The 26598-nt window shown below is 43.7% G+C and carries 24 protein-coding genes; 13 read left to right on the top strand and 11 right to left on the bottom strand.

Translation table 11 applies throughout. The features are described from left to right. The first annotated feature begins 58 nt into the window (after positions 1–58). On the top strand, positions 59–880 hold the full coding sequence (locus tag NPA43_RS09150) for a uroporphyrinogen-III synthase (protein WP_256498669.1): 822 nt from the start codon (positions 59–61) through the stop codon (positions 878–880). A 39-nt stretch (positions 881–919) separates the two neighbouring features. On the opposite strand, the gene NPA43_RS09145 is transcribed toward NPA43_RS09150, so the two are convergent. Genes NPA43_RS09145 through NPA43_RS09135 form a run of 3 tightly spaced genes read right to left on the bottom strand, consistent with a single transcriptional unit; the run spans position 920 to position 2868 of the window. Beyond that, a complete protein-coding gene (locus tag NPA43_RS09145) occupies positions 920–1522 on the bottom strand; it encodes an undecaprenyl phosphate transporter UptA (RefSeq protein WP_099727845.1) in 603 nt (200 codons plus the stop codon). 52 nt (positions 1523–1574) lie between these two features. Further along, on the bottom strand, positions 1575–2456 hold the full coding sequence (galU, locus tag NPA43_RS09140) for a UTP--glucose-1-phosphate uridylyltransferase GalU (protein WP_099727844.1): 882 nt from the start codon (positions 2454–2456) through the stop codon (positions 1575–1577). 4 nt (positions 2457–2460) lie between these two features. Further along, positions 2461–2868 (bottom strand): GtrA family protein, encoded by a 408-nt coding sequence (locus NPA43_RS09135; protein WP_230030253.1) that lies wholly within the window; start codon positions 2866–2868, stop codon positions 2461–2463. 164 nt (positions 2869–3032) lie between these two features. Here NPA43_RS09135 and NPA43_RS09130 point away from each other — a divergent pair, with 164 nt between their 5' ends. Further along, on the top strand, positions 3033–3263 hold the full coding sequence (locus NPA43_RS09130; protein ID WP_099727842.1) for an excisionase family DNA-binding protein: 231 nt from the start codon (positions 3033–3035) through the stop codon (positions 3261–3263). 44 nt (positions 3264–3307) lie between these two features. Here the strand turns inward: NPA43_RS09130 and NPA43_RS09125 are convergent, their stop codons facing one another. The 6 genes from NPA43_RS09125 to NPA43_RS09100 form a co-directional block, all read right to left on the bottom strand. After that, positions 3308–4408, bottom strand: coding sequence for a Ger(x)C family spore germination protein (locus NPA43_RS09125; RefSeq protein WP_230030252.1), 1101 nt, complete (start codon positions 4406–4408; stop codon positions 3308–3310). Further along, a complete protein-coding gene (locus NPA43_RS09120; protein WP_099727840.1) occupies positions 4405–5502 on the bottom strand; it encodes a GerAB/ArcD/ProY family transporter in 1098 nt (365 codons plus the stop codon). Before NPA43_RS09120 ends, NPA43_RS09125 begins: the two co-directional genes overlap by 4 nt. 12 nt (positions 5503–5514) lie before the next feature. Next, entirely contained in the window at positions 5515–7002 is a 1488-nt protein-coding gene (locus NPA43_RS09115; protein ID WP_249705533.1) for a spore germination protein, read from the bottom strand. A 78-nt stretch (positions 7003–7080) separates the two neighbouring features. Then, positions 7081–8418: a (Fe-S)-binding protein gene (locus NPA43_RS09110; RefSeq protein WP_249705534.1), complete on the bottom strand. Its 1338-nt coding sequence runs from the start codon at positions 8416–8418 to the stop codon at positions 7081–7083. Further along, the gene (gene glcD / locus NPA43_RS09105) at positions 8415–9821 is read right to left on the bottom strand and encodes a glycolate oxidase subunit GlcD (RefSeq protein WP_099727837.1); all 1407 of its coding nucleotides are present in this window, start codon (positions 9819–9821) and stop codon (positions 8415–8417) included. Before glcD ends, NPA43_RS09110 begins: the two co-directional genes overlap by 4 nt. 77 nt (positions 9822–9898) lie before the next feature. Next, positions 9899–11032: a CdaR family transcriptional regulator gene (locus tag NPA43_RS09100; protein WP_099727836.1), complete on the bottom strand. Its 1134-nt coding sequence runs from the start codon at positions 11030–11032 to the stop codon at positions 9899–9901. A 125-nt stretch (positions 11033–11157) separates the two neighbouring features. Between NPA43_RS09100 and NPA43_RS09095 the strand changes: the two genes are divergently transcribed. Beyond that, the gene (locus tag NPA43_RS09095; RefSeq protein ID WP_099727835.1) at positions 11158–11736 is read left to right on the top strand and encodes a branched-chain amino acid aminotransferase; all 579 of its coding nucleotides are present in this window, start codon (positions 11158–11160) and stop codon (positions 11734–11736) included. A 70-nt stretch (positions 11737–11806) separates the two neighbouring features. Here NPA43_RS09095 and NPA43_RS09090 read toward each other — a convergent pair whose 3' ends face one another. Then, positions 11807–12568 carry a DeoR/GlpR family DNA-binding transcription regulator gene (locus tag NPA43_RS09090; RefSeq protein ID WP_099727834.1) on the bottom strand — a complete coding sequence of 254 codons (762 nt, stop codon included), beginning with the start codon at positions 12566–12568 and terminating at the stop codon, positions 11807–11809. A gap of 149 nt (positions 12569–12717) precedes the next feature. On the opposite strand from NPA43_RS09090, the gene NPA43_RS09085 reads away from it, so the two are divergent. From NPA43_RS09085 to NPA43_RS09040, 10 genes are all read left to right on the top strand, one after another. Next, positions 12718–13524, top strand: coding sequence for a tyrosine-protein phosphatase (locus NPA43_RS09085; protein WP_256499635.1), 807 nt, complete (start codon positions 12718–12720; stop codon positions 13522–13524). Between the two features lie 24 nt (positions 13525–13548). Next, positions 13549–15087, top strand: a complete 1539-nt coding sequence (locus tag NPA43_RS09080; protein WP_099727833.1) for a glycoside hydrolase family 10-like protein — start codon at positions 13549–13551, stop codon at positions 15085–15087. Positions 15088–15248: 161 nt separating this feature from the next. Beyond that, the gene (locus NPA43_RS09075; protein WP_099727832.1) at positions 15249–16391 is read left to right on the top strand and encodes an acyl-CoA dehydrogenase family protein; all 1143 of its coding nucleotides are present in this window, start codon (positions 15249–15251) and stop codon (positions 16389–16391) included. Between the two features lie 42 nt (positions 16392–16433). Further along, positions 16434–18071, top strand: a complete 1638-nt coding sequence (locus NPA43_RS09070; RefSeq protein WP_256499634.1) for an AMP-binding protein — start codon at positions 16434–16436, stop codon at positions 18069–18071. 8 nt (positions 18072–18079) lie between these two features. Beyond that, positions 18080–19429 (top strand): acetyl-CoA carboxylase biotin carboxylase subunit, encoded by a 1350-nt coding sequence (locus NPA43_RS09065; protein WP_099727830.1) that lies wholly within the window; start codon positions 18080–18082, stop codon positions 19427–19429. Further along, complete coding sequence (locus tag NPA43_RS09060; RefSeq protein ID WP_099727829.1) at positions 19426–19641, top strand: acetyl-CoA carboxylase biotin carboxyl carrier protein subunit; 216 nt, start codon at positions 19426–19428, stop codon at positions 19639–19641. The genes NPA43_RS09065 and NPA43_RS09060 overlap by 4 nt, the downstream gene beginning before the upstream one ends. Before the next feature lie 12 nt (positions 19642–19653). Then, positions 19654–20562: a hydroxymethylglutaryl-CoA lyase gene (locus NPA43_RS09055; protein WP_256499633.1), complete on the top strand. Its 909-nt coding sequence runs from the start codon at positions 19654–19656 to the stop codon at positions 20560–20562. Positions 20563–20574: 12 nt separating this feature from the next. Continuing rightward, on the top strand, positions 20575–21357 hold the full coding sequence (locus NPA43_RS09050) for an enoyl-CoA hydratase (protein ID WP_256499632.1): 783 nt from the start codon (positions 20575–20577) through the stop codon (positions 21355–21357). A gap of 18 nt (positions 21358–21375) precedes the next feature. Further along, positions 21376–22899 carry an acyl-CoA carboxylase subunit beta gene (locus tag NPA43_RS09045; RefSeq protein ID WP_099727826.1) on the top strand — a complete coding sequence of 508 codons (1524 nt, stop codon included), beginning with the start codon at positions 21376–21378 and terminating at the stop codon, positions 22897–22899. Positions 22900–22916: 17 nt separating this feature from the next. Then, on the top strand, positions 22917–24848 hold the full coding sequence (locus tag NPA43_RS09040) for an AMP-binding protein (RefSeq protein WP_230030244.1): 1932 nt from the start codon (positions 22917–22919) through the stop codon (positions 24846–24848). Between the two features lie 29 nt (positions 24849–24877). On the opposite strand, the gene cysI is transcribed toward NPA43_RS09040, so the two are convergent. After that, positions 24878–26596: an assimilatory sulfite reductase (NADPH) hemoprotein subunit gene (cysI, locus tag NPA43_RS09035; protein WP_099727824.1), complete on the bottom strand. Its 1719-nt coding sequence runs from the start codon at positions 26594–26596 to the stop codon at positions 24878–24880. Between the last annotated feature and the right edge of the window lie 2 nt (positions 26597–26598).

The following is a 26598-nucleotide window of genomic DNA, read 5'->3' as shown; positions in this document are numbered from 1 at the left end:
TCTTCCAAATAAATCTATATTTAATACATATCATATGTAATAGAAAAAGAGGGATAGAATGAGTAAAGGCTTAGCTGGAAAAACGATTGCCATTTGTGGAACGAGAAAAACAGAAGAAATGCGTACACTTGTTGAAAAGCAAGGAGGACAAGCCGTTATTCGCTCTCTTCAAGGAACAGTGTTTTTAGCCAAAGAGGAGTTAAAACCAGGCATCGAAACCTTTGTGAAACAAGGGGCTGACTGGGTGATTTTAACAACAGGCATCGGCACAAATACATTAATTGAGAGTGCAGAAGAACTAACTCTCGGAGAAGCATTTATGAACATTTTATCAAAAGCCCACATCGCTTCAAGAGGGTACAAAACCTTTGCTGCTCTCAAAAAACTCGGAATTCAGCCAGATGTTTCGGATGAAGATGGAACCGTTCGTGACCTCATCTCAAAGCTTGAAGACAAAGAGTTTCAAGGCAAACGGGTCATGGTTCAGCTTCACGGCGAAAATGCGCCAGCTCTCATGCAGTTTTTACATGATAAGGGGGCAGATGTTTTGCCGCTATTACCCTATCAGCACACGCCTCCTGAACCAGAGGCTGCTGAAACCTTGCTTCAAGAAATGAAAGATGGGAAAGTCCATGCCGTCTGTTTTACGACCGCTGTCCAGGTTCATGCCTTTTTTAAACTAGCAGAAGAATGGGGCAGAAAAGAAGAACTGCAAAATCTATTTGAGCAGCAAGTACTGGCAGTGGCTGTCGGAAAAGTAACAGCTGAAGCTTTAAAAGAAGAGGGAATAGACCGCATTCTTGCCCCGTCACTTGAGAGAATGGGTGCAATGATTATGGAATTATCCCAATATATGAAAAAGCAATCGACACCCTCATAGCAAAAACGCCTTTCACAGAATCAGTGGAAGGCGTTTTCGTTAGATTGTCCGTTTTCGATTTGTACGCATTTTTTTTAGCATGAAATACAGAACGATAAGGACGATGGCGATGGCCATAATAGGTGTTGTATAAGTGTGAGCAACGCTTTGAATGTGATCCCACTTTGTCCCGAGCTGCATCCCGAGATAGATAAATAAGATGGACCAAGGGATAGCGGCTAATCCCGTCAAAAGAACAAATTTGAAAAATGGCATCTTGGCAATGCCGGCTGGAATCGAGATGGCATGGCGCACAACAGGGATAAAGCGCGCTGTAAACACCACACCTGTTCCATATCGGTCAAACCATCGCTCTGCAGTGGCAATATGATGCTCATGGATGAATAAATATTTTCCGTACTTTGTTAAAAAAGGTCTTCCGCCGTAAAGACCAATCCAGTAAATAAAGCACTGAGCAAGCGTGCCTCCAATGACCCCAGCAATAACAGCCCCAACAAAACCAATGGTTCCTGTTGATACCATATATCCGCCATAAGCAAGGACAATTTCACTCGGAATAATTTCAATCATGAGTCCAAGTGCAACACCTACGTAACCAAGGCTTGTCAGCCATGTTAAAATTTCATTAAAAAAGGTTCCCATTCATTTCACACTGCCTTTAAATACGATTTTCTTCAAGCATTCTTATAAGAGCCTATGCTTGTTTTGCTTCTCTCATGAGTATGCTTTCTATATATGCTAGCATGGCTGGTCTCATATCATGACGCATTAATCCAATTTCAGTCGCTGCCTTAAAACAGCCAAGCTTATCTCCAACATCAAATCTCAAACCATCTAATCGTCTAGCATAAATGGGTGATTGATGTGCAATCTCTTTCAGAGCGTCTGTCAGCTGTATTTCATTACCAGCGCCTCTGTCGATTCTTTCTAACACAGAAAAAATTGATGGGGTTAAAAGATACCTGCCCATCACGGCTAAATCGGAAGGTGCCTCATGAATGGCTGGCTTTTCCACCAAGTCTGTGACTTCAAACACATGCCCTTCTAATCTAGCTGGTCTTATCATACCATACTTACTGACATCTAGACGATCTACTTGCTGAACACCCATTACCTCTGTTTGTTTGTCTTCATAGACTTCCATGAGCTGAGAGAGGGCGGGCTTGTCTGATACCATCACATCATCACCTAAAAGAACAGCAAAAGGATCATTTCCGGTAAAATGACGTGCACATAACACTGCATGTCCGAGACCTAGAGGTTCCTTCTGACGAATATAATGAATATTGGCCATATCCGCAATATGCTTGATTTCAGCCAGCTGTTCCTTTTTCCCTTTTTCGAGTAAATTTTGCTCTAGCTCAATGGACCGGTCAAAGTGATCTTCAATCGATTTTTTATTCCTTCCTGTAATAATGAGGATATCTTCAATGCCTGATTGAACTGCCTCTTCGACAATATATTGAATGGCAGGTTTATCGACGATGGGCAGCATTTCCTTCGGCTGTGCTTTAGTCGCTGGTAAAAAACGTGTGCCTAACCCGGCTGCTGGTATAATGGCTTTTTTAATGTTCATTGAATCATCGCTCCATTTCTGATTGTTGATTTTCTGTTTGAAAGACCCAAACGCGGCTTCCAGTAAAAGTGATCATAAGACCAAGAAGGGTGCCGACCAATTTACTGATGAATAATGAGAAATCTGCTAGCTGCATGACATATAAGACGAAGTAGGTAAGAAAACACGCTGCCCCATTGACAGTCATCCATTTGATCCATTCCCACTTGTCAGCTTTCTTTTTCACTTGAAATGTCCATTTTCGATTCCAAAAATAGCTGTTCATCATCCCTGCACTATAGGAAAGGCACTGCGCGAGGAAGGGGGGTACAAAGCAGGCCGTTAGAAAGAAGAAAAAGATGAAGTCAATGAGCGTATTGCCTGCTCCTACAATTGAAAACGCGGCATAGGTTCGAATGTTTTTCCTTGTCATGTGAAGAATGGTCACCTCCTATAAATTGTGTGTATGAATACTGTACAAAAGGGAGTTGACGAATCAGTGAAGAAAAGATGAAAAAAACATGAACAGGCTGTATCCGTTTTTCCAGCAGCTCGTGATATAATTTGTAAGATGAAACGAACTGGTGGTGCACATACATGTATTTAACAATCGCAGAAACAGCTGAATACCTAGAAGTATCAGAAGCGTATATTGAAAAATTAATCCAGCAAAAAAAGATCCGCTACGTATTTGATGGGGAATCTTACCTGATTTATCAAGGGCAGTTTCAAACACATATGAAGCAGCTTGAACAATACAAAGAGCTCGTCCAAGAGATCTTAAATGAACCGATACCTGATGACCCGGATGTAAAAGATGAAGATTAAAAAAAAGACTGTCTGAGAAGGGAAGACCCTTTTCACAGTCTTTTTTATTGGCTAACTCCTGTTTGGACAACCTTCATCTGGCATTTGATTTGTACATCCGCATCAGGGTAGATTTCCTGCCATTTCTCAGGTGTCATTGCTTTGTCTTTAGAACGATACCTCAGACCAAGTCCAAGCGGATCTATTTTTTGCCTTTTAAATGACTGAACAAGGTCTTGTCCTTGCTGAGCCACACGCTTCTCAATTTCTTTTTCGACATGCTGCAAGATCGAAGGTGAATCAATTTTTTTGGACTTCATGAATTCTTTTAATTCACCTTTAAGCTTGATGTCAATGGTGATGTGAGGCTTTTTTGTGAGATTTTCAGTTGGTTTGATATGATAGGACGCATGTGATTTGATATTTTCAATGACGACATGGGTCTTCGCCTTATCATTCAATCGAAATTCATAAATGCCGTTTTTATGATTTTCAATCATGGCTTTAAATGCAAACGTTTTTTCTCCAGGGATATGACCTACCATTTTTTCTTGATTAAAAAGTGCGACACCAGAGACTTTGATGGCATTACTTGTTTTTTTGATGTAAGGGAGGTATGCATCAACACCTTTTGCAAGCATCTGGTTCATAAAAATGTGCTGATTGGTGACCGGTTCATTGCCATTTCGCATATTTTGAGCTAACAGGTCTGAAATATACATACCAACATTTAAATTGGTTTGATTCATTTTTGTGTGCAAGACATCTTCAACCTCTCCTTCAACGATTGCAAAAACTTGTCTTGACCCAATAATAGGGTCGCGGTAAATGTAATTCATCAAATCAATCATCCCGACTTCTTTTGCTAGCTTTTCACTAATTAAAATAACAAGCACTTGTCCCATGACAACTGGGAAGGGGGATTTTTCTGAAACGAGAAACTGAATATTACTAATGGTATTTGACTTAGCGCTTAATATTTGATAGTTTCCTTGCTCTTCACTTTTAAAGACTGGGAAGACAAAAAAGCCCTTCATTTCTCCATCTTCCACTAAATCAAATCCTGCCGCCTGAGAGATATTTAATTCATCTAAAAGGCGAGGCTGTGCACAGCTAGTTAAGAAAAGACTAAATAACATGAGACCCACGAGAACATAATGTTTCATGCTCGTTTTTTCACCCACCTTTTTTTCAGCATCAATCCAATAATCATACATACAATCAATCCATATACAAGCATGTATCCGCTGTATTCCACCCATTTGTTAAAGGATTCAAAAGAGGTAGCTCCGACAAAAAACGAAAACATTACCAAAATAAGAACGCTGAGAACAATTAACGTGATACGCTGACTCGTATGAAATACTTGTTTCGCCATTCTGCTGGCTGCCCATAATGGAATGGCGATATTTGGTATAACTAGTAGAAGCCATAGGGACACTTCAATAAATTCAAAGCGCTGGATAAAGGGAAGTTTCACGATGCTAGTTAACGTCAATGTCGGCCATTTCGTGAGTTCAAGCTGAGCACTTGAGTAATACGCAATAGATACGAGAAAAACAAGCAAATTGAGGGATGTGGTCAATAATGCCCCCATATGGGCGAATTTTTGAGACGTTTTTGCATTTTTAATAAAGGGATAATAGACAAGCAGCGTTTCAAAACCAAACATGGATAAAGAGGCATCTTTGACTCCCGCCATGATTTGCGAGAAAGAATGATCAAACATTGGGAACATAAAGCGAATGTGACTATATTTCATGACATAAAAGCAGATAAAGGTCATCCAGTACGTTAGGACAATGCTAAAGTAAGCCCAGCCAGCGATTGTTCTAAAACCGCCAGTATGTATGTAATAGACAAGCAGCAGCAATACAGACGCAAACAAAAGACCGGGGATTTCTTTAAACAGCCACACATGGATCACATCCATATAATGGACGAGAACGGTCAACGACAAAAACGAAAAATAGAAGATATAGAGAATATTGAATAATTGCCCAATCCATTTGCCAAACACGTATTGTGTAATATCACCAAATTCATTAGAAGGGGCCTTGCGAAACATAAAATAAATCAGAAAAATCATCAGATTAACGCTGATGCCGGAAATAAGAATGGCGATCCAGCCATCATTATTCATTGAACGAACAAGATTCGTTTGAAAATTTAAAATGCCGACACCTACTTGATTGGCATTGATGAGAAAAAACACAAAAAAAGGGGAGATTTGAAATTTTTCTTTAACAGAAGAGCCCATACTTTCACTTCCTTATTCGTAAAAATCATTTTTCCCCTTCCGGCCTTGCTTAGGCTTTGGCTGGTGAATGGTTCTATTTTCTCCACGTAAATTATCCGGTCTTTTATTCAAAAAGCGGAGCTGAGGACGAATCAAGCTGCCCTTTAAATCAGCCAGACGAAGTGGATAAATAGGCTCTAGATAAGGCCGGCCAATAGAGGTTAATTTCATTAAATGGGTAAGAAGAAAAGATCCCATCATAGCAATTCCTAATGCACCCCAAATCTGTGCCGAGAAAAGAAAAGGGAATCTCAAAAGCCGAATGGTAGTCCCCATTTTGTATATAGGTGTGACAAAAGAGGCAAGAGCAGACAGGGCGACAATAATGAGTAAGATATTGCTTGTTAAGCCTGCTGCCACCGCAGCCTGCCCAATGACAATCCCTCCAACAATCCCAAGTGTCTGTCCGACCTTTGCTGGCAGGCGAGACCCGGCTTCTCTAAGTAATTCAATGGAAATCTCTAAAAATAATGCTTCGATAATCGGCGGAAATGGGACAAGATAGCGTGAGGCCACAATCGTTTCTAATAAATCCTTAGGAATCAGTTCATAATGAAAGGTTAAAACGGCTACATATAAAGGCGTCGCAAAAATAGAAAATATCACTGCAAATATACGTAATAGCCTAAAGCAGGAGGCGGCAATCCATGACATGTTATAATCTTCCATTGTTGAAAAATACTCAAGTAAAATCGTCGGGGCAAGCAAGACATGAGGCGACCCATCTACCATGATGGCAATTTTTCCTTCCGTAAGACCTGAAGAAACTCGGTCTGGTCTTTCTGTATTTAAGAACAATGGAAAAATCGTATTGGACACATCATAAAGCATTTGAGCCAGATAATTCGCATCTAAAATTTGATCATAATCGACGTCCTCAATTCGCTGAAGAACGGTTTCTATGTTTTGCGGGTTGGCGATTTCTTCAATATATAACACGGCTACTTTTGTTTGAGTAAGGGTGCCAACGGTCTTTTCGGCCACTTTGAGGTCCGGCGTCGGAAGCCGTCGCCTAAGCAAGTTTAAGTTGGTATCCAGAACCTCAACAAACGCTTCCTGTGCACTAATAATGCCAAATTCAATCTCAGGTGGACCCACTTGTCTGCCTTTTTTTTCTTCAATCGGCAAAAGAAGCGTTTTAGCCCAGTCCGTCTCGAGTCGAATGGCAATACTGCCTCGATGAAGGGCTTGTTCCACTTCTTGAAGGTCACTCGTGATCACAGCCTGTTCAATCGGGATGTGTTCTTTTAGCTCCTCCAGAGTGGGTGTCAGATGCAATTGTTTGATGAAGGGCAGAATTTGTTCATGTAGTAGATTTCCATTGATTAAGGATCGAAAAAAAGAAATTCGATAAAGAAAACCTTCACTGCGAGATAACTCATTTGTAAAATCAGAGGAACGCGATAATGCCTCAAATACTGAATTCGGGTCCTTCTGATGTTGTTTGTTTTTTTTCAGCATTTGAACCATCTCCTTCCGCGATTTGCATCTATTATCCAACCAATCGTCTGAAGATATGCATGAAAAAAGCGTTCAGCTTTATGAGCTGGACGCTTCTTTTCCATATTGGACGGCTTCTAATAATAAGTCAGCGAGATGAACAGCCCTCATGCTGGGCGAGTGCCCTGAGCGTTTGATCCCTGCCACCATTTGCAATTGACAGCCTGGATTAGATGTGACAATGGCAGCAGCCGTTGTTTGACTTGCTTCCGTCATTTTATGATCTAAAATTTGCATCGACATTTTTGGCTGCAAGATGTTGTAAATCCCTGCCGAGCCGCAGCAGCGATCTGCATCCTTCATTTCTTTGAACGAAACACCATGAATAGCCTTCATGAGCACCCTTGGCGCACTTTGTACACCCATTCCATTCCGTAAATGACAAGAGTCTTGATAGGTGATGACTTGCTCAGGCAAAGCCAAAGGAATGCGGTGATGAAACGCCAGCTCCACTAGAATGTCTGATATATCCGTGATTTTCTTTGAGAAGGCTTCACTTCGCTTTTGAAAAGCCGGATCATCGTGAAGCAAATGATCGTAATCACTTAAAAAGGCACCACATCCGCCCGCATTCATGACAATCGCATCTACATCCGTCTCCTCAAAGGCTTCAATATTCTGCTTTGCTAACTGTTTCGCTTGCTCTTTTTCTCCACTATGGCCATGAAGCGCTCCGCAGCACGTCTGAATAGGAGGGACGACAACGTCGCAGCCTGACAGCTGCAGAAGCTGGATCGTCGCTTCATTTGTACTGGAAAAAACCGTGTCCATTAAACAGCCAGAAAAAAATGCTACACGTTTTCTTGCTGGGCTGGTGGCTTTGTATTCATTCAAACGGCTTTTCTTTTGACGCGGCACCTTTGGGAGTGCCTGTTCCATCAGCTGTAAATGCGAAGGAAGCACCTTCAGCATGCCAGTCTTACGGGCAGCAGTTTGCAGACCAGATGTTTGATAAAATCGAAGAAGACCTGCAGCTTGCCGCATACGGCTTTGTGAAGGGAAAAGACCTTTAAAAACAGCACGCCTCATCAATTTAACAGGAAACGATTGTTTTTTATGCTGCTGAATGATGTCTCTTGCATCTTCAAGTAATCGCCCATACTTGACGCCAGAAGGGCAGACCGGTTCACATGCACGGCAGCCAAGACAAAGATTAAGTGAATGTTCGACATCTTCATCTGGTTCAATCACACCGTCTCTTACCGCCTTCATTAAAGCAATTCGGCCGCGGGGAGAGTGCGTTTCTTGTTGTCCGGATTCAATATAGGTAGGGCAGGAAGGGAGGCAGAAGCCGCAGCGCATACAATTGAGCAGCTCCTTTTCATCCATTTGCTGCTGGAATTTTTGCTGAATCTCTTTTTGTTTAGAGGAATTCATGAGACTACCACCCGCTTTCTTGCAGTCCCAAACACTTTATCAGGGTTCATGATATTTGCAGGGTCAAGTGCCTGTTTAATCGCTCTCATTGCCGCGATTCCTTCTTTTTTGACCTTTAGCTCCAAATAAGGAGCTTTCATGAGACCAACGCCATGTTCTCCGGTAATGGTGCCGCCAAGTAAGACCGCTTTTTCAAAAATGGCTTGAAAGGCTTCTTCCACACGTTCCATTTCTTCTTTATTTCTTGCATCTGCTGCACAAGTGGGGTGTAAGTTTCCATCACCTGCATGCCCAAACGTACAAATTTTCACCTGATACTCTCGCGCAATTTCTTCGATCGCACGCACCATGTTGGCAATTTCAGAACGAGGTACTGTGGCATCTTCTAAAATCGTTGTGGGGCTTAACCGGGCAAGGGCAGATAAAGCAGAGCGTCTCGCCGTTAAGAGCGCACTTGCCTCTTCTTCAGAATGTGCGATATTGACGCTTTTTGCACCGTGCTTCTGACAAACTTCTGCGATTGTTTGCATATCACGGGAAACCGCCTCAGGATTCCCGTCCTGTTCGATTAATAGCACCGCTTGAACGTCAGTAGGCAGACCAATTTTCGCAAAATCTTCAACGACTTCAAGAGTTGGCTGATCCATAAATTCTAATGTGGCGGGGATGATCCGCTCTGCAATAATGGCCGAGACAGAAGTAGCGGCTTCCTCTAGGCTTTCGTATAAGCAAAGCATCGTTTGTTTTGTTTCTGGAAGCGGCAAGAGCTTCAGCGTTGCTTCTGTGACAATCCCTAGCGTTCCTTCTGAACCAACGAATAAACGGGTCATATCATATCCAGCCACGTCCTTTGCGAGCTTGCCGCCTGTTTTGATGATGTCACCGTTTGGCAGAACCACTTCAAGACCAAGGACATAATCTCTTGTCACACCATACTTTAAGCCTCTTAGACCACCTGAATTTTCATTAATATTTCCGCCTAATGTGGAGATTTTCATAGAGCTTGGATCAGGTGGATAGAAGAGACCTCTTTCCTCTACTTGGCGAATGAGCTCCTGCGTAATCAAGCCAGGCTGCACCGTTGCGGTGAGGTTTTCTTCGTCTATTTCTAATAATTGGTTCATTCTTGTAAACAGCATCACAAGGCCGCCTTTTGCGGGACAAGTTCCTGCGCAAAGATTGGTTCCTGATCCTCTTGGCACGATCGGCACGTTGTATAAGGTGCAAAGCTGGACTATTTGCTTTACTTCCTCGGCTGTGTGAGGGCTCACGATGGCATCTGGCATATGCTGAAAATTCGGTGTCGCATCATAAGAGTAGGCAAGACGATCCGCCTTGCTGTCTTGTACATAAGACGCACCGACAACCTTTTTTAATTGATTTGAAAATTCAGAATCTAACATGTACATGCACTCCCACTGATTTGACGTATCATTTCTTCCAGTATAAAAAAAGAACCGCCTCATGCCTATGGACGATTCTACAAAATATCGGACTGTTTTTTTGATTTTTTTGTATCATGATCTAACAGCATCAATGCTAAATAAAAGAGCATCGCATCTTGCATGCGCTTTGGATCAAGTGTCGTTAAATCTTGGATGCGTTTTAGCCTGTAATGCAGCGTATTAATATGTACATGCATCGCTCCAGCTGTATATTTCAATGAGTAATCCGATGTCATGAGTACCCGCAATGTTTTCACCAGCTCAGGATAGGGGAGAAGGGGCGCAATCGTTCGATCAAGGAACACTTCTTTTGTTTCCTGACTAACTTCCTCGATAAAAAGCTCAAGCGTCAAATCTTCATCAAACACAATCGGTGTATCTGCATGCGCCAATTTTAATGCACGAAAGGCTTGATGAAAGGATTGCTTCATCAAATGAGAAGCTGCTGGTTTCCCCGCACCAATCAATATCTTCGAGGTGGACAGCGCTGAGAGCGAGGCATGCATGTGAAAAAGGCGCTGCTGCAAAGCGTCACGATCTTCCGCAGTTGTTTGCAGCATGAGCAAAAAACGCGCATGTCCCCAGCGCACGATGATCTCCTGCTTGGTGAGATGCAGCACAGCCTTCATCGCTTTGTATTGATCCTGTTTCATAAATGATTCATCCTGACAATCGATCAGGACAACCGCACGCTGCTTTTGAACATCAAGCTGAAGCCGCTTCGCCTTTTCAGTGATATCAATGGATGTCTCCGGCAGATGAAGCCAGTCGAACACAAACGCTTCTAGCTGCCGTTCATCTGTTTCAGACTCTTGAAAAAATTCATGTTCTTGTATGAGCAGCTCTGTCATTTTTCGTAATATTTCGCCAAAAGGGGACACATGTACAGGGTCTCCTGTCATCCCAATTACACCAATGACCTCTTGCTCAAAGTAAATAGGCAGATTGATGCCAGCTTTGACGCCTTTCATATGCTGTTCATCATTCTTTGTGAGGATTCGTTTCTGCCCTTCCAAGGACGTAACATATGCCCCTTCATGAAATTGACCAATGCGCGCTGGATCTGTTGCCGCAATGATGGTACCGTTTGTTTGTGCGATGATGACTTCCTCAGTCAGCACTTTTTTGACCTCGTCTACGATTTTTTCTGCCAGTGTCATTGTGAGCAAAACGTACCCCTCCGAGATGTTTCTTTTTACACTATGATACCATCATCTACTGGGACATATCTTTCTTTTCGTGTGTTATGCTAAAATAATAAACGCAAATGAAGTAGATGAAAGGAGACATAGCCATGTCATTGCAAAATCGCTTACAAGATTTATTGAAAGAAGGGCAGGCGCTGACAGACTTTGAATATGACGAAGCGGCGCGTCACAATTGGGCGTTAGAAGGTGCAAGAATAAAGGAAGAAGCACGCTTTGGCGATGTATATATAGAGCGTGTGGACAAGGAATCAGAGGATTTGATTCAAACGGAAGCCTCCTCATTTTTAAACACACCGCTTACATATGTAAAAACACAACAAAAAGAATTCATATATATCGAATCGAAGTGGTTTGATGTGGTGAAAGTCGATGGATTAGCCATTGAATGGGACGAAGTGTTTCAAACGTATACCGTGTTATTCGGATTAAAGCGTCCTAAAAAAGACACAGGCATTCTAAAGGAAATGCTGTCGCAATTAAATGGTGCTCAGCTTCAATTTAATGGACAAGATGGCTTATTTGATGTGAATTTACAGCTTCTTGAGCTTGAGGACATCCAAGAAGATACGTCTTTCATCGACGTCATCTCGGCAGTGTACCGATTTTTATTCCACTTCATTATACAGCTTGAGATGAACGAATCAAAAAACGGCTCAAATTCCTGAGCCGTTTTTTTAGCAGCCTTTCTTTTCTCCGTTTTGGACCGTAGAAAGCTGTTACTAGCCTTCGTGTCTCCTAAGTTGCTGAAGGCGTGACAAACCGCACATCATGCTCTTTTCCATATTGAAGATAATCTTCATTTGGCTGCTTATTGGTCACGACGACATCAATATCTTGTAAATCACAAAACGTGGTCAGTGCATAATGATCGAATTTACTGTCATCGACTAATAAAAACGTTTTTGCACTTTTTTGAACGAGTGTTTTTTTAATATCCGTTTCAAGCGGGGAGGAATTCGTGACCCCGTGATCAATGGATAAACCAGTTGACGCAATAAATGCTTTATTGACATTATATGCTTTTAGACGTTCTACACTTTGATAGCCAACGAAAGAATTCGTTTTTCGCTCAAGCATCCCGCCAGTCGAAAAGATGGTGAGATTCTCAAAAGGCATCGCCTGTGTAATGAAATCTACGTTATTTGTCACAACGGTCACCTGTTTTTCCGTCAAATACGGAAGCATCTCGAGCGTCGTCGTACCAGAATCAACAAAGATCATATCGCCATTTTCGACAAAAGCGGCGGCGGTCTGACCGATCAATTGTTTTTTACTCAGCTGACGTGTCTTACGCTCTTGATACACCACTAACGTTGAGTGGTTCACAGCCACACCGCCATATACTTTCTTTAGTACGCCGGATTCAACCAATGTTTGAACATCCCGGCGTATCGTGTTTTTGGAGACGCCAAAATGCGCCACTAGCTCATCAAGTGAGGCAGATTCCCGGTCAAACACATACTCTTTGATTTGCTGGATCCGTTTTGTTTTTATCATGCTACAATCTCCAATCAATCCGAATGTCTTTTTTTCATTATACCAATAATTCCTCTTACATGATGATCCGTCATCTGCTTCTCTTTTCTCCTTTTCTATAAAAGCGTATGATAGAGAAAGGAATGATGAAGGAAAGGACTTTAACTTCTATGAATCAGTCAAACAACCCATTTTCAAAGCTTGCAAATTTTAGAGAAGTAGGGGGAATTCAAACAACAGACGAGATGGTGATCAAGCCGGGAATGCTTTATCGATCCGCAGATTTATCCCGTCTGACAAAACACGATATCGCGATGTTCTCGAAGCTTGGGATTCAAACCGTTTGTGACCTCCGTACAACCTCAGAACGTAAATCACATCCACCAAAGATCAAGGAACACGACAAAATCGTCCATATCCCTATGCAGCCTGACAGTATGATGCCTAGTAAATGGACCATGTTTCGTATGCTGGTAGCAGAAGCAAAGTCTCTATCATTTACGCCGATCATGAAAGATTTATATCAAAGTATGCTCACCGAACGAAAAAAAGAGATTCAGCAGTTGTTCACATTACTGTCAGATGAAAAAAATTATCCGCTGATGCTTCACTGTACGAGCGGAAAGGACCGTACGGGTTTTTTATCTGCCCTTATTCAATTAGCTGCCGGTGTACCGGTACATATCGTTTTAAGTGAATACATGCGTTCAAATGAAGGAGTGCAAATGCTTGTCAAAAGGCAGGAACGATTTGTCCGAATGATGAGTTTATACCGGGTATCAAAAAAGCAAATTCAGCCGCTGCTTGGTGTGCAGCAAGATTATCTTGAAGATGTGCTAAACGAGATGATGGATACATACGGGAGTGCAGAGCGGTATTTAATCGAAGCCTGCGAAGTACCTGAAGCTCAGCTCAAAGCAATGAAAAACATCCTGCTTACACCATCTGCCGGCATTCCATCACAAATCGCAGAATAAACTTGATATGAGGTGATGCAAAACATGCTGAAAAAGATCAGTATGATGTTTCTGACAATGACTTTGATGTTTATATTCTTATTGATTCCATCTAGCAGTCTAGCTCGTCCAATGCCAAAAGGGAAGCTTGAAAGCAGCAGAGAGATGCGTGCGGTTTGGGTCGCATCGGTTTATAACTTGGATTGGCCTTCAAAGAAAGGACTGTCTGCCGCAGACCAGAAACAAGAGTTCATCCATCTGTTAGATGAGATTAAAGCGATGAATATGAACGCCATCATCATGCAAATTAAACCAACAGCAGATGCCTTTTACCCTTCGGCATTCGGACCGTGGTCAGAATATTTGACCGGGACGCAAGGGAAAGATCCTGGATATGACCCGCTTCAATTCATGATAGAAGAAGCACATAAACGCGGCCTGGAATTTCATGCTTGGTTTAACCCTTATCGAATCACAATGAATCATACAGACCTCAGCCGGTTATCAGCCGATCACCCAGCAAGAAAACATCCTGATTGGACGCTTGCTTACGGAAATCAGCTTTATTACAATCCAGGCATTCCTGATGCTCAGGACTTCATTGTAGGCGGCATAGAAGAAGTAGTGAAAAACTATGATATTGATGCGGTGCATATGGATGATTATTTTTACCCGAATAAAATTGCTGGTGTTCCATTTCCAGATCAAGAAACATATGAAACATATGGAAAAAAAGCATTCCCGCATATAGAAGATTGGCGAAGAGATAATGTGAACCAATTGGTGCAGCAAATCAACGAAACCATTAAGAAAGAAAAGCCGTATGTGAAATTTGGCATTAGCCCGTTTGGTGTATGGCGCAATATAAAAGATGATCCAACTGGTTCAAACACCACAGCGGGGATGACCAATTATGATGATTTGTATGCTGATACAAGAGAGTGGATTCAGCAGCACAATATCGACTATGTCACCCCGCAAATTTACTGGAGCATCGGCTTTCAGGCAGCCGCCTATGATGTGCTGACGAAATGGTGGTCAAATGAAGTGAAGGGAGAGCCCGTTCACCTATACATTGGTCAGGCGACTTATAAAATCAATCAGAACAGTGATCCCGCTTGGTCTGATCCCGAGGAATATTTTCGCCAAATCGAGCTGAACAGGGAGTCTCCACTCGTGCAGGGAAGCATGCATTTTAGTCTAAAGGATATCAATCGTAACCCTTTGAATGTAAAGGATCGATTAATAGAGGAGACATATAGCAAACCGGCTCTCATTCCAGAAATGCCGTGGCTTCATCAGAAAGCTCCAAAAAAACCAATCATCCAATCTGTGAAAAAGACAGCAGATGGCGCGGCTTTACAGATCAAAAATGACCCACATTCTACTGCATCCTATTATGCGGTCTATCGATTGACGAATAAAGGGACGTATGAATTACTGCAAACGGTCAGAAAAGAAAAAGGCACGATGACACCTGTCAAAGACCTTTCAGTGAAGCAGAAGAAGAGTGCTACCTACAAAGTAACGGCTGTTAATCGCCTTCACGAGGAAAGCAAGCCTTCTACAAAAACAGTAAAATAACGAAAAAAAGCATGAATGAGAACTTTCTTTCATTTATGCTTTTTTCATTTCCTCTTTTTTTCTACTAATCTTATTTTAATTTTCTGAATTCAATCAAGCTTGGCATGAAGCAGCTACTTGATTAATAAATATGATAGAGAAGAGACAAAGGGGGAAGCAAGATGGACTTTGAATTAACGAAAGAACAACAAATGATCCGTCAGATGGTCAAAGAATTCGCAAAAGCAGAAATTGCACCGCTCGCTCAAACGATTGATGAACAGGCAGTATTTCCTGTCAAAACATTTCAAAAAATGGGGGAGCTAGGCTTTATGGGCATACCCTTTCCAGAAAAATATGGGGGCTCGGGTGGAGATACGATATCGTATGCACTGGCTGTAGAAGAAATCGGAAAACAGTGTGCCAGTACAGGTCTTAGCTATGCCGCTGCTGTCTCCTTAGGTGCAAGCCCACTTTATTATTTCGGTACAGAGGAGCAAAAGATGGATCACCTTGTCCCGCTAGCATCTGGAACAGCACTCGGTTCCTTCGGATTAACAGAACCAAACGCAGGTTCAGATGCAAAAGGAACGAAAACAAAAGCGATCAAAGACGGACAAGAATACATCATCAGCGGGGAGAAGTGCTGGATCACAAATGCCAATTTTGCCAGAACCATTATCGTCACCGCTGTTACGGATCATGATGAGCACGGCCGCCCGGTCATCTCAGCCTTCATTATTGAGAAAGGACAAAAAGGGCTATCAATTACAAATCCATATGACAAAATGGGGGTGCGCGGATCAGATACGGCTGAAATCATTTTAAACGAAGTGCGCGTACCAGCGCATCATATATTAGGAGACCCAAACAAAGGATTCAAGCAGTTTTTATATACATTAGACGGAGGACGAATTTCGATTGCCGCCCTTTCTGTTGGAATCGCGCAAGCGGCACTTGACGCCTCGCTTTCCTATGCAAAAGAAAGAAAGCAATTTGGTCAGACCCTCTCATCCTTTCAAGCCATTCAGTTTAAGCTGGCGGATATGGCGATGCAAATAGAGCTCGCAAGACAAATGGTATGGAAAGCCGCTTGGCTGAAAGATAACGGCAAGCCGTTTACAAAGGAAGCAGCCTATGCCAAGCTTTTCGCTTCTGAAATGGCGACAAAAGCAAGTCTTGATGCAGTCCAAATTCACGGCGGAACAGGCTACATGAAAGAATGCGGTGTTGAACGACTCGTGAGAGATGCCAAGCTGATGGAAATCGGAGAAGGGACATCTGAAATTCAGCGGCTCGTCATCGCAAGACAACTGTTAGCGTAACACCCCAATGAAAACGCTTACTATTTGTGAGGGAGGAAAGCAATGATGTCGATTCAGCCACAGACGATCGGCTCCCTATTAAGAGAAAAAAAGGAGCAGCACCCAGAACATGAAGCCATTGTTTATCCAGAACGTTCTTTACGTTATTCATACGAAGCGTTTTATAGAGAGGTCAAGGAAACAGGTAAAGGTCTAATGGCAATAGGGGTTCAAAAGGGGGATCATCTCGCCATCATGGCACCAAATGTACCTGAATGGCTCATTCTGCAATTCGCCTGCGCCTCCATTGGAGCTGTTCTTGTCACCGTGAATACGAATTTTCAATCACAGGAACTCGCTTATTTACTAAAGCACTCTGATAGTAAAATGCTGTTTATCGTAGACGGGGTCAAAGAGACATCCTATGTCAGAATGATTGAAGAGCTGATCCCGGAGCTTCAAACAGCTCATCAAGATGAGATCACATCCGCATCATTTCCTTATTTAAAAAGATGCGTATATATTGGCCAGCACGCACCAAACGGCATGCGCAGCTGGGACAGTATTCAAGTTGCTTCCAAAAGAACCGCAGATCATGAATGGGAGAAACGAATGGATGCGCTGCTGCCTGATGATGTGATAAATATGCAATATACCTCGGGCACAACCGGCTACCCAAAAGGAGTCATGCTCAGCCATACCAACATCGTCTGCAATGCCAGCCAAATCGCAGATTGCATGAAGCTCACCCAACAAGACCGAATGTGTATCCCAGTACCCTTCTTTCATTGCTTTGGCTCTGTGCTTGGCGTGCTTGCTTGTCTGACAAAAGGAGGAACGATCATCCCAGTTGAATCTTTCCATCCAGAGCGTGTGCTGCAAACAGTTGAAATAGAAAAGTGTACCGTTCTTCACGGCGTCCCGACGATGTTCATCGCAGAGCTGGATCATCCGAATTTTCTCCATTACGATCTGTCCACATTACGAACGGGTATTATGGCCGGCTCACTTTGCCCATCCCATGTGATGAAGGCAGTCATTGAAAAAATGGGAATGAGGGAGCTCACGATTGCCTATGGTCAGACCGAAAGCTCTCCTGTCATTACCCAAACAAGAACCGATGATTCATTTGAAAGACGGGTTCAAACGGTCGGTCGGGCGCTTCCTCACATCGAAGTGAAAATCGCCAGACCAGGCACGTCGAGTGAGGTGCCAAGAGGAGAGCAGGGGGAACTGTGTACAAGAGGCTATCATGTCATGAAAGGCTACTATAAAAATGAAGAAGCAACAAATGAAGTCATTGATAAGGACGGGTGGCTTCATACGGGGGATTTAGCTGAGATGGATCATGACGGCTATGTGAAAATCACAGGCCGCCTGAAAGATATGATCATCAGAGGCGGAGAGAATGTGTATCCAAAAGAGATTGAGGACGTTCTTTACACTCATCCGGCCATTCTTGACGCACAGGTCGTTGGCATTCCTGACGAGACATACGGAGAAGAAGCAGCCGCATTCATTCGGCTCAAACAAGGGAGTACGGTCACGATTGAGACATTAACCAGCTATTGTCAGTCCCAAATGGCACGCTACAAAATCCCGAAATACTTTTTCATTACAGATGAGTATCCAATGACCGCCTCAGGAAAGATTCAAAAATTTCGACTGAAAAAGCAGGCGCTTGATCTAATAAAGGAGTGAAGTCAGAGATGTTTCAACAAGTACTGATCGCCAATCGAGGCGAAATAGCTCGTAGAATTATTCGGACCTGTAAACGGCTCGGGATCAAAACAGTCGCCGTTTATTCAGAGGCAGATCAGCATGCACTTCATGTGCAAGAAGCAGATAGCGCATTTCCGATCGGAGGCGCAAAAGTATCTGAAAGCTATTTAAATGTGGAGGCAATCATCAAGGTTGCCAAACAAACAAATACAGATGCCATCCATCCTGGATATGGTCTTTTATCAGAAAACGCCGCTTTTGCTGAGCGCTGCCGCAACGAAGGAATGGCCTTTATTGGACCATCTGCACACGTCATCCAGCAAATGGGGAATAAAATTGAAGCGAGAAAAACGATGGAACAGGCGGGCATCCCAATCGTTCCGGGAGTTTCAGCTCCACTGCATGACGCAGATGAAGGGGTCAGTAAAGCGCAGTCACTCGGTTATCCGGTCATGCTAAAGGCATCAAGCGGAGGCGGGGGGATTGGCATGCAGCTCGTTCGAAATGACGAGGAGCTGTACAGAGCGTTTGAAGGAAATCAAAAAAGGGCGCAAAGCTTTTTCAATGATGGTACTTTGTATATGGAAAAGGTGATTGAACACGCGCGGCACATTGAAATTCAAGTCCTCTTTGATTCCTTCGGCCACGGGGTTCACTTATTTGAACGAGACTGCTCACTCCAGAGAAGACACCAGAAAATTATTGAAGAAGCACCAGCCGCCTGTCTCGATGACTCAGTGAGACTTCAAATGGGGCAAATGGCCGTCAAAGCAGCCAAAGCGATTGGCTATGAAAATGCAGGAACGATTGAATGTTTAGTCGATCAAAATCAACAATTTTATTTCCTAGAAATGAACACGAGATTGCAAGTAGAGCACCCTGTCACTGAAGAAATCACAGGAATTGACCTTGTCGAGGAGCAGCTGAAAATCGCTGCATCAGAGCCGATTTCCTTCAATCAGGAGGATATTCATCAAATCGGGCATGCCATCGAAGTCCGAATCTATGCTGAAGATCCAGTCACATTTTATCCATCACCAGGTACAATCACTACACTTTCTGCACCAGCCGCCCCGTATATACGCCATGAGTCAAGTGTGACAAGCGGGAGCGTCATTACCCCATTTTACGATCCAATGATTGCAAAAATGATTGTTTACGGTGATACAAGAAAACTAGCAATAGAACGATTAAAAGCAGCATTACAAGCATATGAAATAGGAGGGATCAAAACGAATTTACCACTTTTAAGGGAAATGGCCGGATCATCTGCGTTCTTACATGGAAGGATCACAACCGATTTTCTGATGAAAAAAAGGGAGGAAAACCGTTCATGAAAACCGTCACGATACAAATGGCCGGGAACTTATGGAAGCTTCTTGTGACACAAGGTGATGAAGTGCAAAAAGGACAGGAAGTCGCCATCTTAGAATCGATGAAAATGGAGATTCCGATCGTTGCAGAAGAGGCAGGTGTGATCAGCAAAGTGTATAAGGCAGAGGGTGAATTTGTCGATGAGGGAGAGGTGCTACTGGAGCTGACAGAATAGGAGGGAAGCCAAATGGCATTACCAAAAAGTGTGCTTATCAGAGAGGTCGGCCCGCGGGACGGACTGCAAAATGAATCAGCTTGGCTGGACACAAACGAGAAGCGAACATGGATTGATTTACTCGCGGCAGCCCATCTCCCTTATATTGAGGTCACATCATTTGTCCATCCGAAATGGGTTCCTGCCTTAAAAGACGCCAAACAATTAGCCCAATCCTTACACAAAAAAGACGATACCACCTATGCCGCACTTATTCCTAATGAAAAAGGCTTAGCCTATTTCTTTGAAGCAAATCTTGATGTAGGCGCTATGTTTATCTCTTCGAGTGAAACACATAACAAGAAGAATATGAATCAATCCATACATGAAACCCTTCCTGTCATCAAACAAATGACAGCAGATTTAAAAGCAGAAAGACGAAATACTCGCGCATATATTTCTACCGTGTTTGGCTGCCCTTATGAAAAACAAGTGTCAATGGATCAAGTGCTGCGGTTAACGGATATTCTGCTCTCCTACGGCATCGATGAAATATCACTCGGTGACACCATCGGAGAAGCCCATCCGCTGCAAGTAGAAAGACGATTAGACATTTTACTAGAGCGTTTTCCTGCTGATAAAATCGCTCTTCATTTTCATGATACGAAGGGGATGGGTCTTGCGAATATATATATGGCATTAAAGGCTGGAATCACGATATTTGATTCCTCTAGCGGCGGGCTTGGCGGCTGTCCATATGCACCTGGCTCTAGCGGGAATGTGGCGACAGAAGATGTGGTGCATATGCTTCAAAAACTGGGGATTGAAACAAATATCGACCTTCCTGGATTGATTAAAGCAGCAGAATGGATTGAAACAAAAGTAGATCGAACCCTGCCTAGTCACTGCTTACGTGCTTTTCACTCTCATACTACTTCATAAAGGATGAATGACATGACATCATTGGTCAATTTTTCGATACAAGATGAGCAGATTGGCATCATGACCTTAAACAGGCCAGAACAAGCGAATTCCCTATCTGCTGCGATGCTTGAGGAGATTAATCAAACCATTCAAGCAATCAAAGACGATGAAAGCATCCGCTGTTTGCTCATAACAGGAGCTGGCTCTAAAGTCTTTTGCGCAGGAGCAGATTTAAAAGAACGACGATTGATGACAGAAGAAGAAGCCAAAGAAGCCGTTCTTACGATTCAGCAAACCTTTACTGAGATTGAGTCCCTGCCTATACCTGTCATTGCAGTTATGAACGGACACGCACTTGGCGGAGGTCTTGAGCTAGCGCTGGCTTGTGATCTTCGCATCGCAAGAGCCGAAGCCAGGCTCGGCCTGCCAGAAACAGGACTAGCTATCATACCAGGGGCAGGAGGGACGCAGCGTCTCCCGCGCCTCATCGGACTCGGTAAAGCAAAGGAACTCATTTTCACAGGGTCTTCATTACAAGCAGAAGAAGCCATTCAAATTGGGCTGATTGAGCACATCTCTTTAGCAGATGCTCTCATGAATGACGCCATTTCTCTCGCAAAACAAATCTCTAAAAACGGACCAATTGCTTTAAAAGAAGCGAAACAAGCGATTCAAATGAGCCTTGATCACGCTTTACGTACAGGTCTGATGAAAGAATACGAAGCCTATGTACGGCTCATTGATACAGAAGATCGAATGGAAGGTCTTCAGGCTTTCCAAGAAAAACGAACGCCTCATTACAGAGGCAACTAGCAAGAAAGGGGAATGGACATGATCGAAGAATATGAAGTGAAAAAACAGCGGATTGTAAAAGGCGGAGCCGAACGATACCATCAAAAAAACAAAGAAAAAGGAAAATTGTTCGTCCGTGATCGGCTCCAGTTATTATTAGATCAGGATTCTTTTATTGAAGATGCGATGTTTGCCGAATGTCAAGATGAACATTTACCAGCAGATGGTGTCGTCACAGGGACGGGACGCATGAATGGACAAACCGTATGCCTCATGGCAAATGATTCTACCGTCAAAGCGGGATCATGGGGCGTCAAAACGGTAGAAAAAATCATTAGAATCCAAGAAACAGCCGAGAAGCTCAACTGTCCGATGCTGTATTTAGTCGATTCAGCTGGAGCCAGAATCACAGATCAGATCGCCATGTTTCCAGGCAGGAGGGGGGCAGGGCGCATTTTTTATAACCAAGTCAAGCTGTCTGGACGTATCCCGCAAATTTGTTTACTATTCGGTCCTTCTGCGGCCGGCGGTGCTTACATCCCTGCTTTTTGTGATATCGTCGTCATGGTCGAAGGAAATGCCTCCATGTATTTAGGCTCTCCGCGAATGGCCGAAATGGTGATTGGAGAAAAAGTATCCCTTGAAGAAATGGGCGGGGCAAAAATGCATTGCAGCATTTCTGGGTGCGGGGATGTATTAGCGCAAACAGAGGAAGAGGCCATTCAAATCGCGCGTGATTATTTAACCTACATGCCTGCCAACTATACGGAAAGACCAAAAACGATAGCCGCAAAAGCACCTAAACCATCTGAGATATCCATCCAAAATCTCATCCCTAAAGGTCAGAATACGCCTTTCGATATGTATCAACTCATTGATTTACTCATCGATGAAGGATCATTTTTTGAAATCAAAAAGCTGTTTGCCGCAGAGCTTATCACAGGCTTTGGCCGCATGAATGGTCAGCCTGTCGGTCTTATTGCCAACCAGCCGAGGGTGAAAGGCGGCGTATTATTTCATGACTCGGCTGACAAAGCCGCCAAGTTTATTCAGCTATGTGACGCCTTTCATCTTCCACTTCTCTTTCTTGCGGATATCCCGGGGTTTATGATTGGAACAAAAGTAGAACAAGCGGGCATTATTCGTCACGGGGCGAAAATGATTTCCGCTATGTCAGAGGCGACCGTACCGAAGATATCCGTCATCGTGCGTAAAGCATACGGTGCAGGGTTATATGCAATGGCAGGGCCTGCCTTTGAGCCAGATTGCTGTCTTGCTCTTCCATCTGCCCAAATTGCTGTGATGGGGCCAGAAGCCGCAGTAAATGCTGTCTATGCGAATAAAATTGCCGCACTGCCTGCCGAAGAGAGAGCCTCATTTATACAAGAGAAACGCAAGGAATACCAGGAAGATATGAATATATACGAGCTTGCCTCTGAAATGATTGTCGACGGCGTCATCCCATTTGACCGTTTAAGAGCTGAACTATGTAATAGATTACAAGCCTATACCTCTAAAGAGATGACATTTACGAGACGAAAACATCCGGTTTATCCGGTCTAAAGGGAGGCGTCCTCAAGATGAACCTGAAACCAGCATGGATACCGGGAGAGCAGATGATCAAAAAAACACGTCTTTGCAAGTGGATGCACTCACTTGGTTTTTCTACTTATGACGCATTCTATCAAGCTAGTATCGAGCGCACAGAATGGTTTTGGAAAGAAGCTGAAAAAGCCACCGGCATTCAGTGGAAGGTGCCGTATGAAGCCGCATTAGGTCAAGAGTCATTCATGTGGCCAAAGTGGTATAAAGGCGGCCAATTGAACATCACCGAAACGGCCGTGGACAAATGGGCGGAGAAAGAAGAGACCAAACATCAACCAGCGCTGATTTGGGGAAATGAAGCTGGGGAAGAACAGAGTTGGTCCTACCTCCATCTTCAGGAAAAAGTCAATCGTCTCGCAGCTGGTTTTTTGAAGAGAGGGCTTCAAAAAGGGGATGTGGCGATCGTCTATATGCCTATGCTTCCTGAAACGGTTGCCGTCATGCTTGCCTTTGCAAAGATTGGAGTGATCTTTAGTCCGGTCTTCTCGGGCTATGGAAGTGAGCCTCTTGCCGTACGCATTCGTGCTTCAGGTGCAACCATTGTCGTCACAGGGCATGAAATGACGCGCCGGGGGAAAACCATCAACATGCGAGAATGTGTAGCTGATGCAATCAAAAAAACAAATACCGTCAAAACAGTCATTGTGCATGCTTCCTCTGATACTGAATATCAAGATGATGTAAGACTAAATGATGTATTAAAAGAACAGCCGATAAAAGATACGACCTATGTCACAAATGAAGACCCTCTCATGATCTTGTACACCTCTGGAACAACTGGCACGCCAAAAGGAGCCGTTCATACACACGCAGGCTTTCCTGTAAAAGCGGCTTTTGATGCTGGTCTTTGTATGGATGTCGCAATAGGAGACCGGCTGTTCTGGCTCACAGACATGGGCTGGATGATGGGACCGTTTCTAGTCTTTGGCGGCTTGATCAATGGAGCCGCGATTGTTCTATATGACGGCGCACCCGATTATCCAGATCAGCAGCATCTTTGGTCATTCATCCACCAGCAGAAAGTCACCCATTTTGGGCTTTCGCCTACATTTGTTCGTTCTGCGATGCAGCAAAACCTTGCAGAGATTGAACTGACGCATGTCAAAGCCATCATTTCTACCGGTGAACCTTGGAATGAAGCACCGTGGCAATGGCTTTTTGACACAATCGGTCAAAAGAACATCCCCATCTTAAACTATTCAGGGGGGACCGAAGTGTCTGGTGGCATTGTAGGAAGTACTTTGCTTCGTCCAATCAAACCGATTCTTTTTAATACGGCGATTTTAGGCATGGCGGCAGATGTGTATAACGAATCAGGTCAGAGCGTCATGAATGAAGTAGGGGAGCTTGTTGTGAAAAAGCCTTGGGTCGGCATGACTTGTGGTTTTTGGAATGAGCCTGAGCGTTATGAAGACACGTATTTCAAACGATTTGACGGGGTATGGACACATGGTGATTGGGTCATGCAAACAGAGGACGGAGCATTCCATATCACGGGCAGATCGGATGATGTCATTAATACAGCAGGCAAACGCGTCGGTCCATCTGAAATTGAATCCATCCTTGTGGGACATACGGCCGTGCACGAAGCCGCTGTAATTGGGGTAACGGATGAGGTAAAGGGAGAGGCGCTCGTGTGTTTCATAGTGACCAGTTCACAATCTTTTGAAGAAGCCAAGCTCATTCAAGAGCTCAAAGCACATGTTGGTTCACGTGCGGGAAAAGCGCTCATACCAAAAGAGATTCATCTCATTTCAGCTTTACCGAAAACAAGAAACGGAAAAATTGTCCGGCGTTTATTAAAAGGGGCGTATGAACAGAAGCCTTCACCAGATCTTTCTTCACTAGAAAACCCAAATGTGTATAAGAGCATTTCCGCATACCTGAAAAGGAAACAGAATCAATAGAAAAAAGACAGGAAGGATCCCTGTCTTTTTTACTGCACATGAAAATTCGTTCCATCGGTTGTTTCTTTGACAATACCTGCCCGTATCACAAAATCACCGAAATGTTCATTTTCTTCTCGTTCTTTTGCGTAGCGAGGGAGCAAAGAGCCAAGCTCGCTTAAAATGTCTTCCTCACCCACATTTTCCCGGTACAGTTTACTTAACCTGCTGCCATCAAACGCAGCGCCAAGATACATGTTGTATTTGCCAGGTGATTTTCCGATAAAGCCAATTTCACCTAAAGCATGACGGGCACATCCATTTGGACATCCAGTCATTCGAATGGTGATTTCTTTATCACTTAAGCCGTTTTCTTCTACAATCTCTTCAATTCTGTCAATCAAGCGAGGGAGGTAGCGTTCTGCTTCTGCCATTGCTAAGCCGCATGTTGGAAGAGAAACGCAAGCCATTGAACTGCGGCGCAGTGCAGAGTGCTGCTGGCCGTCTGACAAACCGAATTCCTGTATCAGTTGCTCGATTTGTTTCTTTTTATGAGATGTGACATTTCCAATGATTAAATTTTGATTCGCTGTTAAGCGGAAGTCACCCGTATGAATCTTTGCAATTTCACGAATGCCTGTCATCAGCGGATAATCATCATAATCTGTGATGCGCCCGCCTTCAACAAACATCGTATAATGCCATCTTCCGTTAATGCCCTTTACCCAGCCATAGCGGTCACCGTTATGATCAAAGTGATAACCTCTGGCGTCTAAAAGGGCAAATCCAAGGCGGCGTTCAAGCTCTTCTTTTACATTCTGAAGGCCGAGCCGGTCCACCGTATATTTAAAGCGGGCATTTTTTCTTACTGAACGGTTTCCGTAGTCACGCTGAATGGTGATCACTTGTTTGGCAATCTCCACAACCTGCTCAGGTGTACAAAAACCGATGACCTTTGCAAGTTGAGGGTAGGTCGCTGTATCACCGTGAGTCATACCCATTCCGCCGCCAATCGCGACATTAAAGCCGACTAATTGATCATGTTCGATAATCGCAATGAAGCCTAGATCCTGTGAAAAGACATCAATATCGTTAGCAGGAGGGACCGCAACGCCAATCTTGAATTTTCTTGGTAAATAAAGCGGACCATACATCGGCTCAACTTCAGTGTCTGGCGTTGCCGCTACTTTTTCCTCATCAAGCCAAATCTCGTGATACGCTCTTGTTTGTGGAAGCAGGTCATCACTTAATTTTTTTGCCAGCTCGTACACATCATGGTGCACTTCTGATTGATAGGGATTTGAAGTACACATGACATTCCGATTCACATCCCCGCAAGCAGCGATCGTATCAAGCATGGTGGAATGAATGTCTTGAATGGTCTTTTTCATGTTCCATTTTAAAATACCGTGAAGCTGGAAGGTTTCACGAGTTGTCAGCTTTAACGTGCCGTTGCCGTATTTGTGAGCAAGCTCATCCATCACAAGCCACTGCTTTGATGTGGCGATTCCGCCAGGCAGGCGTACGCGCAGCATAAATTGATAGGCAGGTTCAAGCTTTTGTTTTTGCCGTTCATTTCTAAGGTCACGATCGTCCTGCAAGTAGCTGCCGTGATGCTTCATCAGCCGGTTGTCATCATCAGGAATTCCCGCTGAAATCGGATCAAGCATAACTTCTTTTAACGTACCCCGTAAATAATCACTTTTTTCTTTAATTTCCTCTACGTCGCTCGGAGGTCCATCCGGCGCTGTTAATGCTGTCTTCACCATGT

It is taken from the genome of Bacillus pumilus (assembly GCF_024498355.1).
Taxonomy (GTDB): Bacteria; Bacillota; Bacilli; order Bacillales; family Bacillaceae; genus Bacillus; species Bacillus pumilus_P.
Note: the sequence above shows the minus strand (reverse complement) of the source record. Positions and strands in the feature narration are given on the sequence as shown.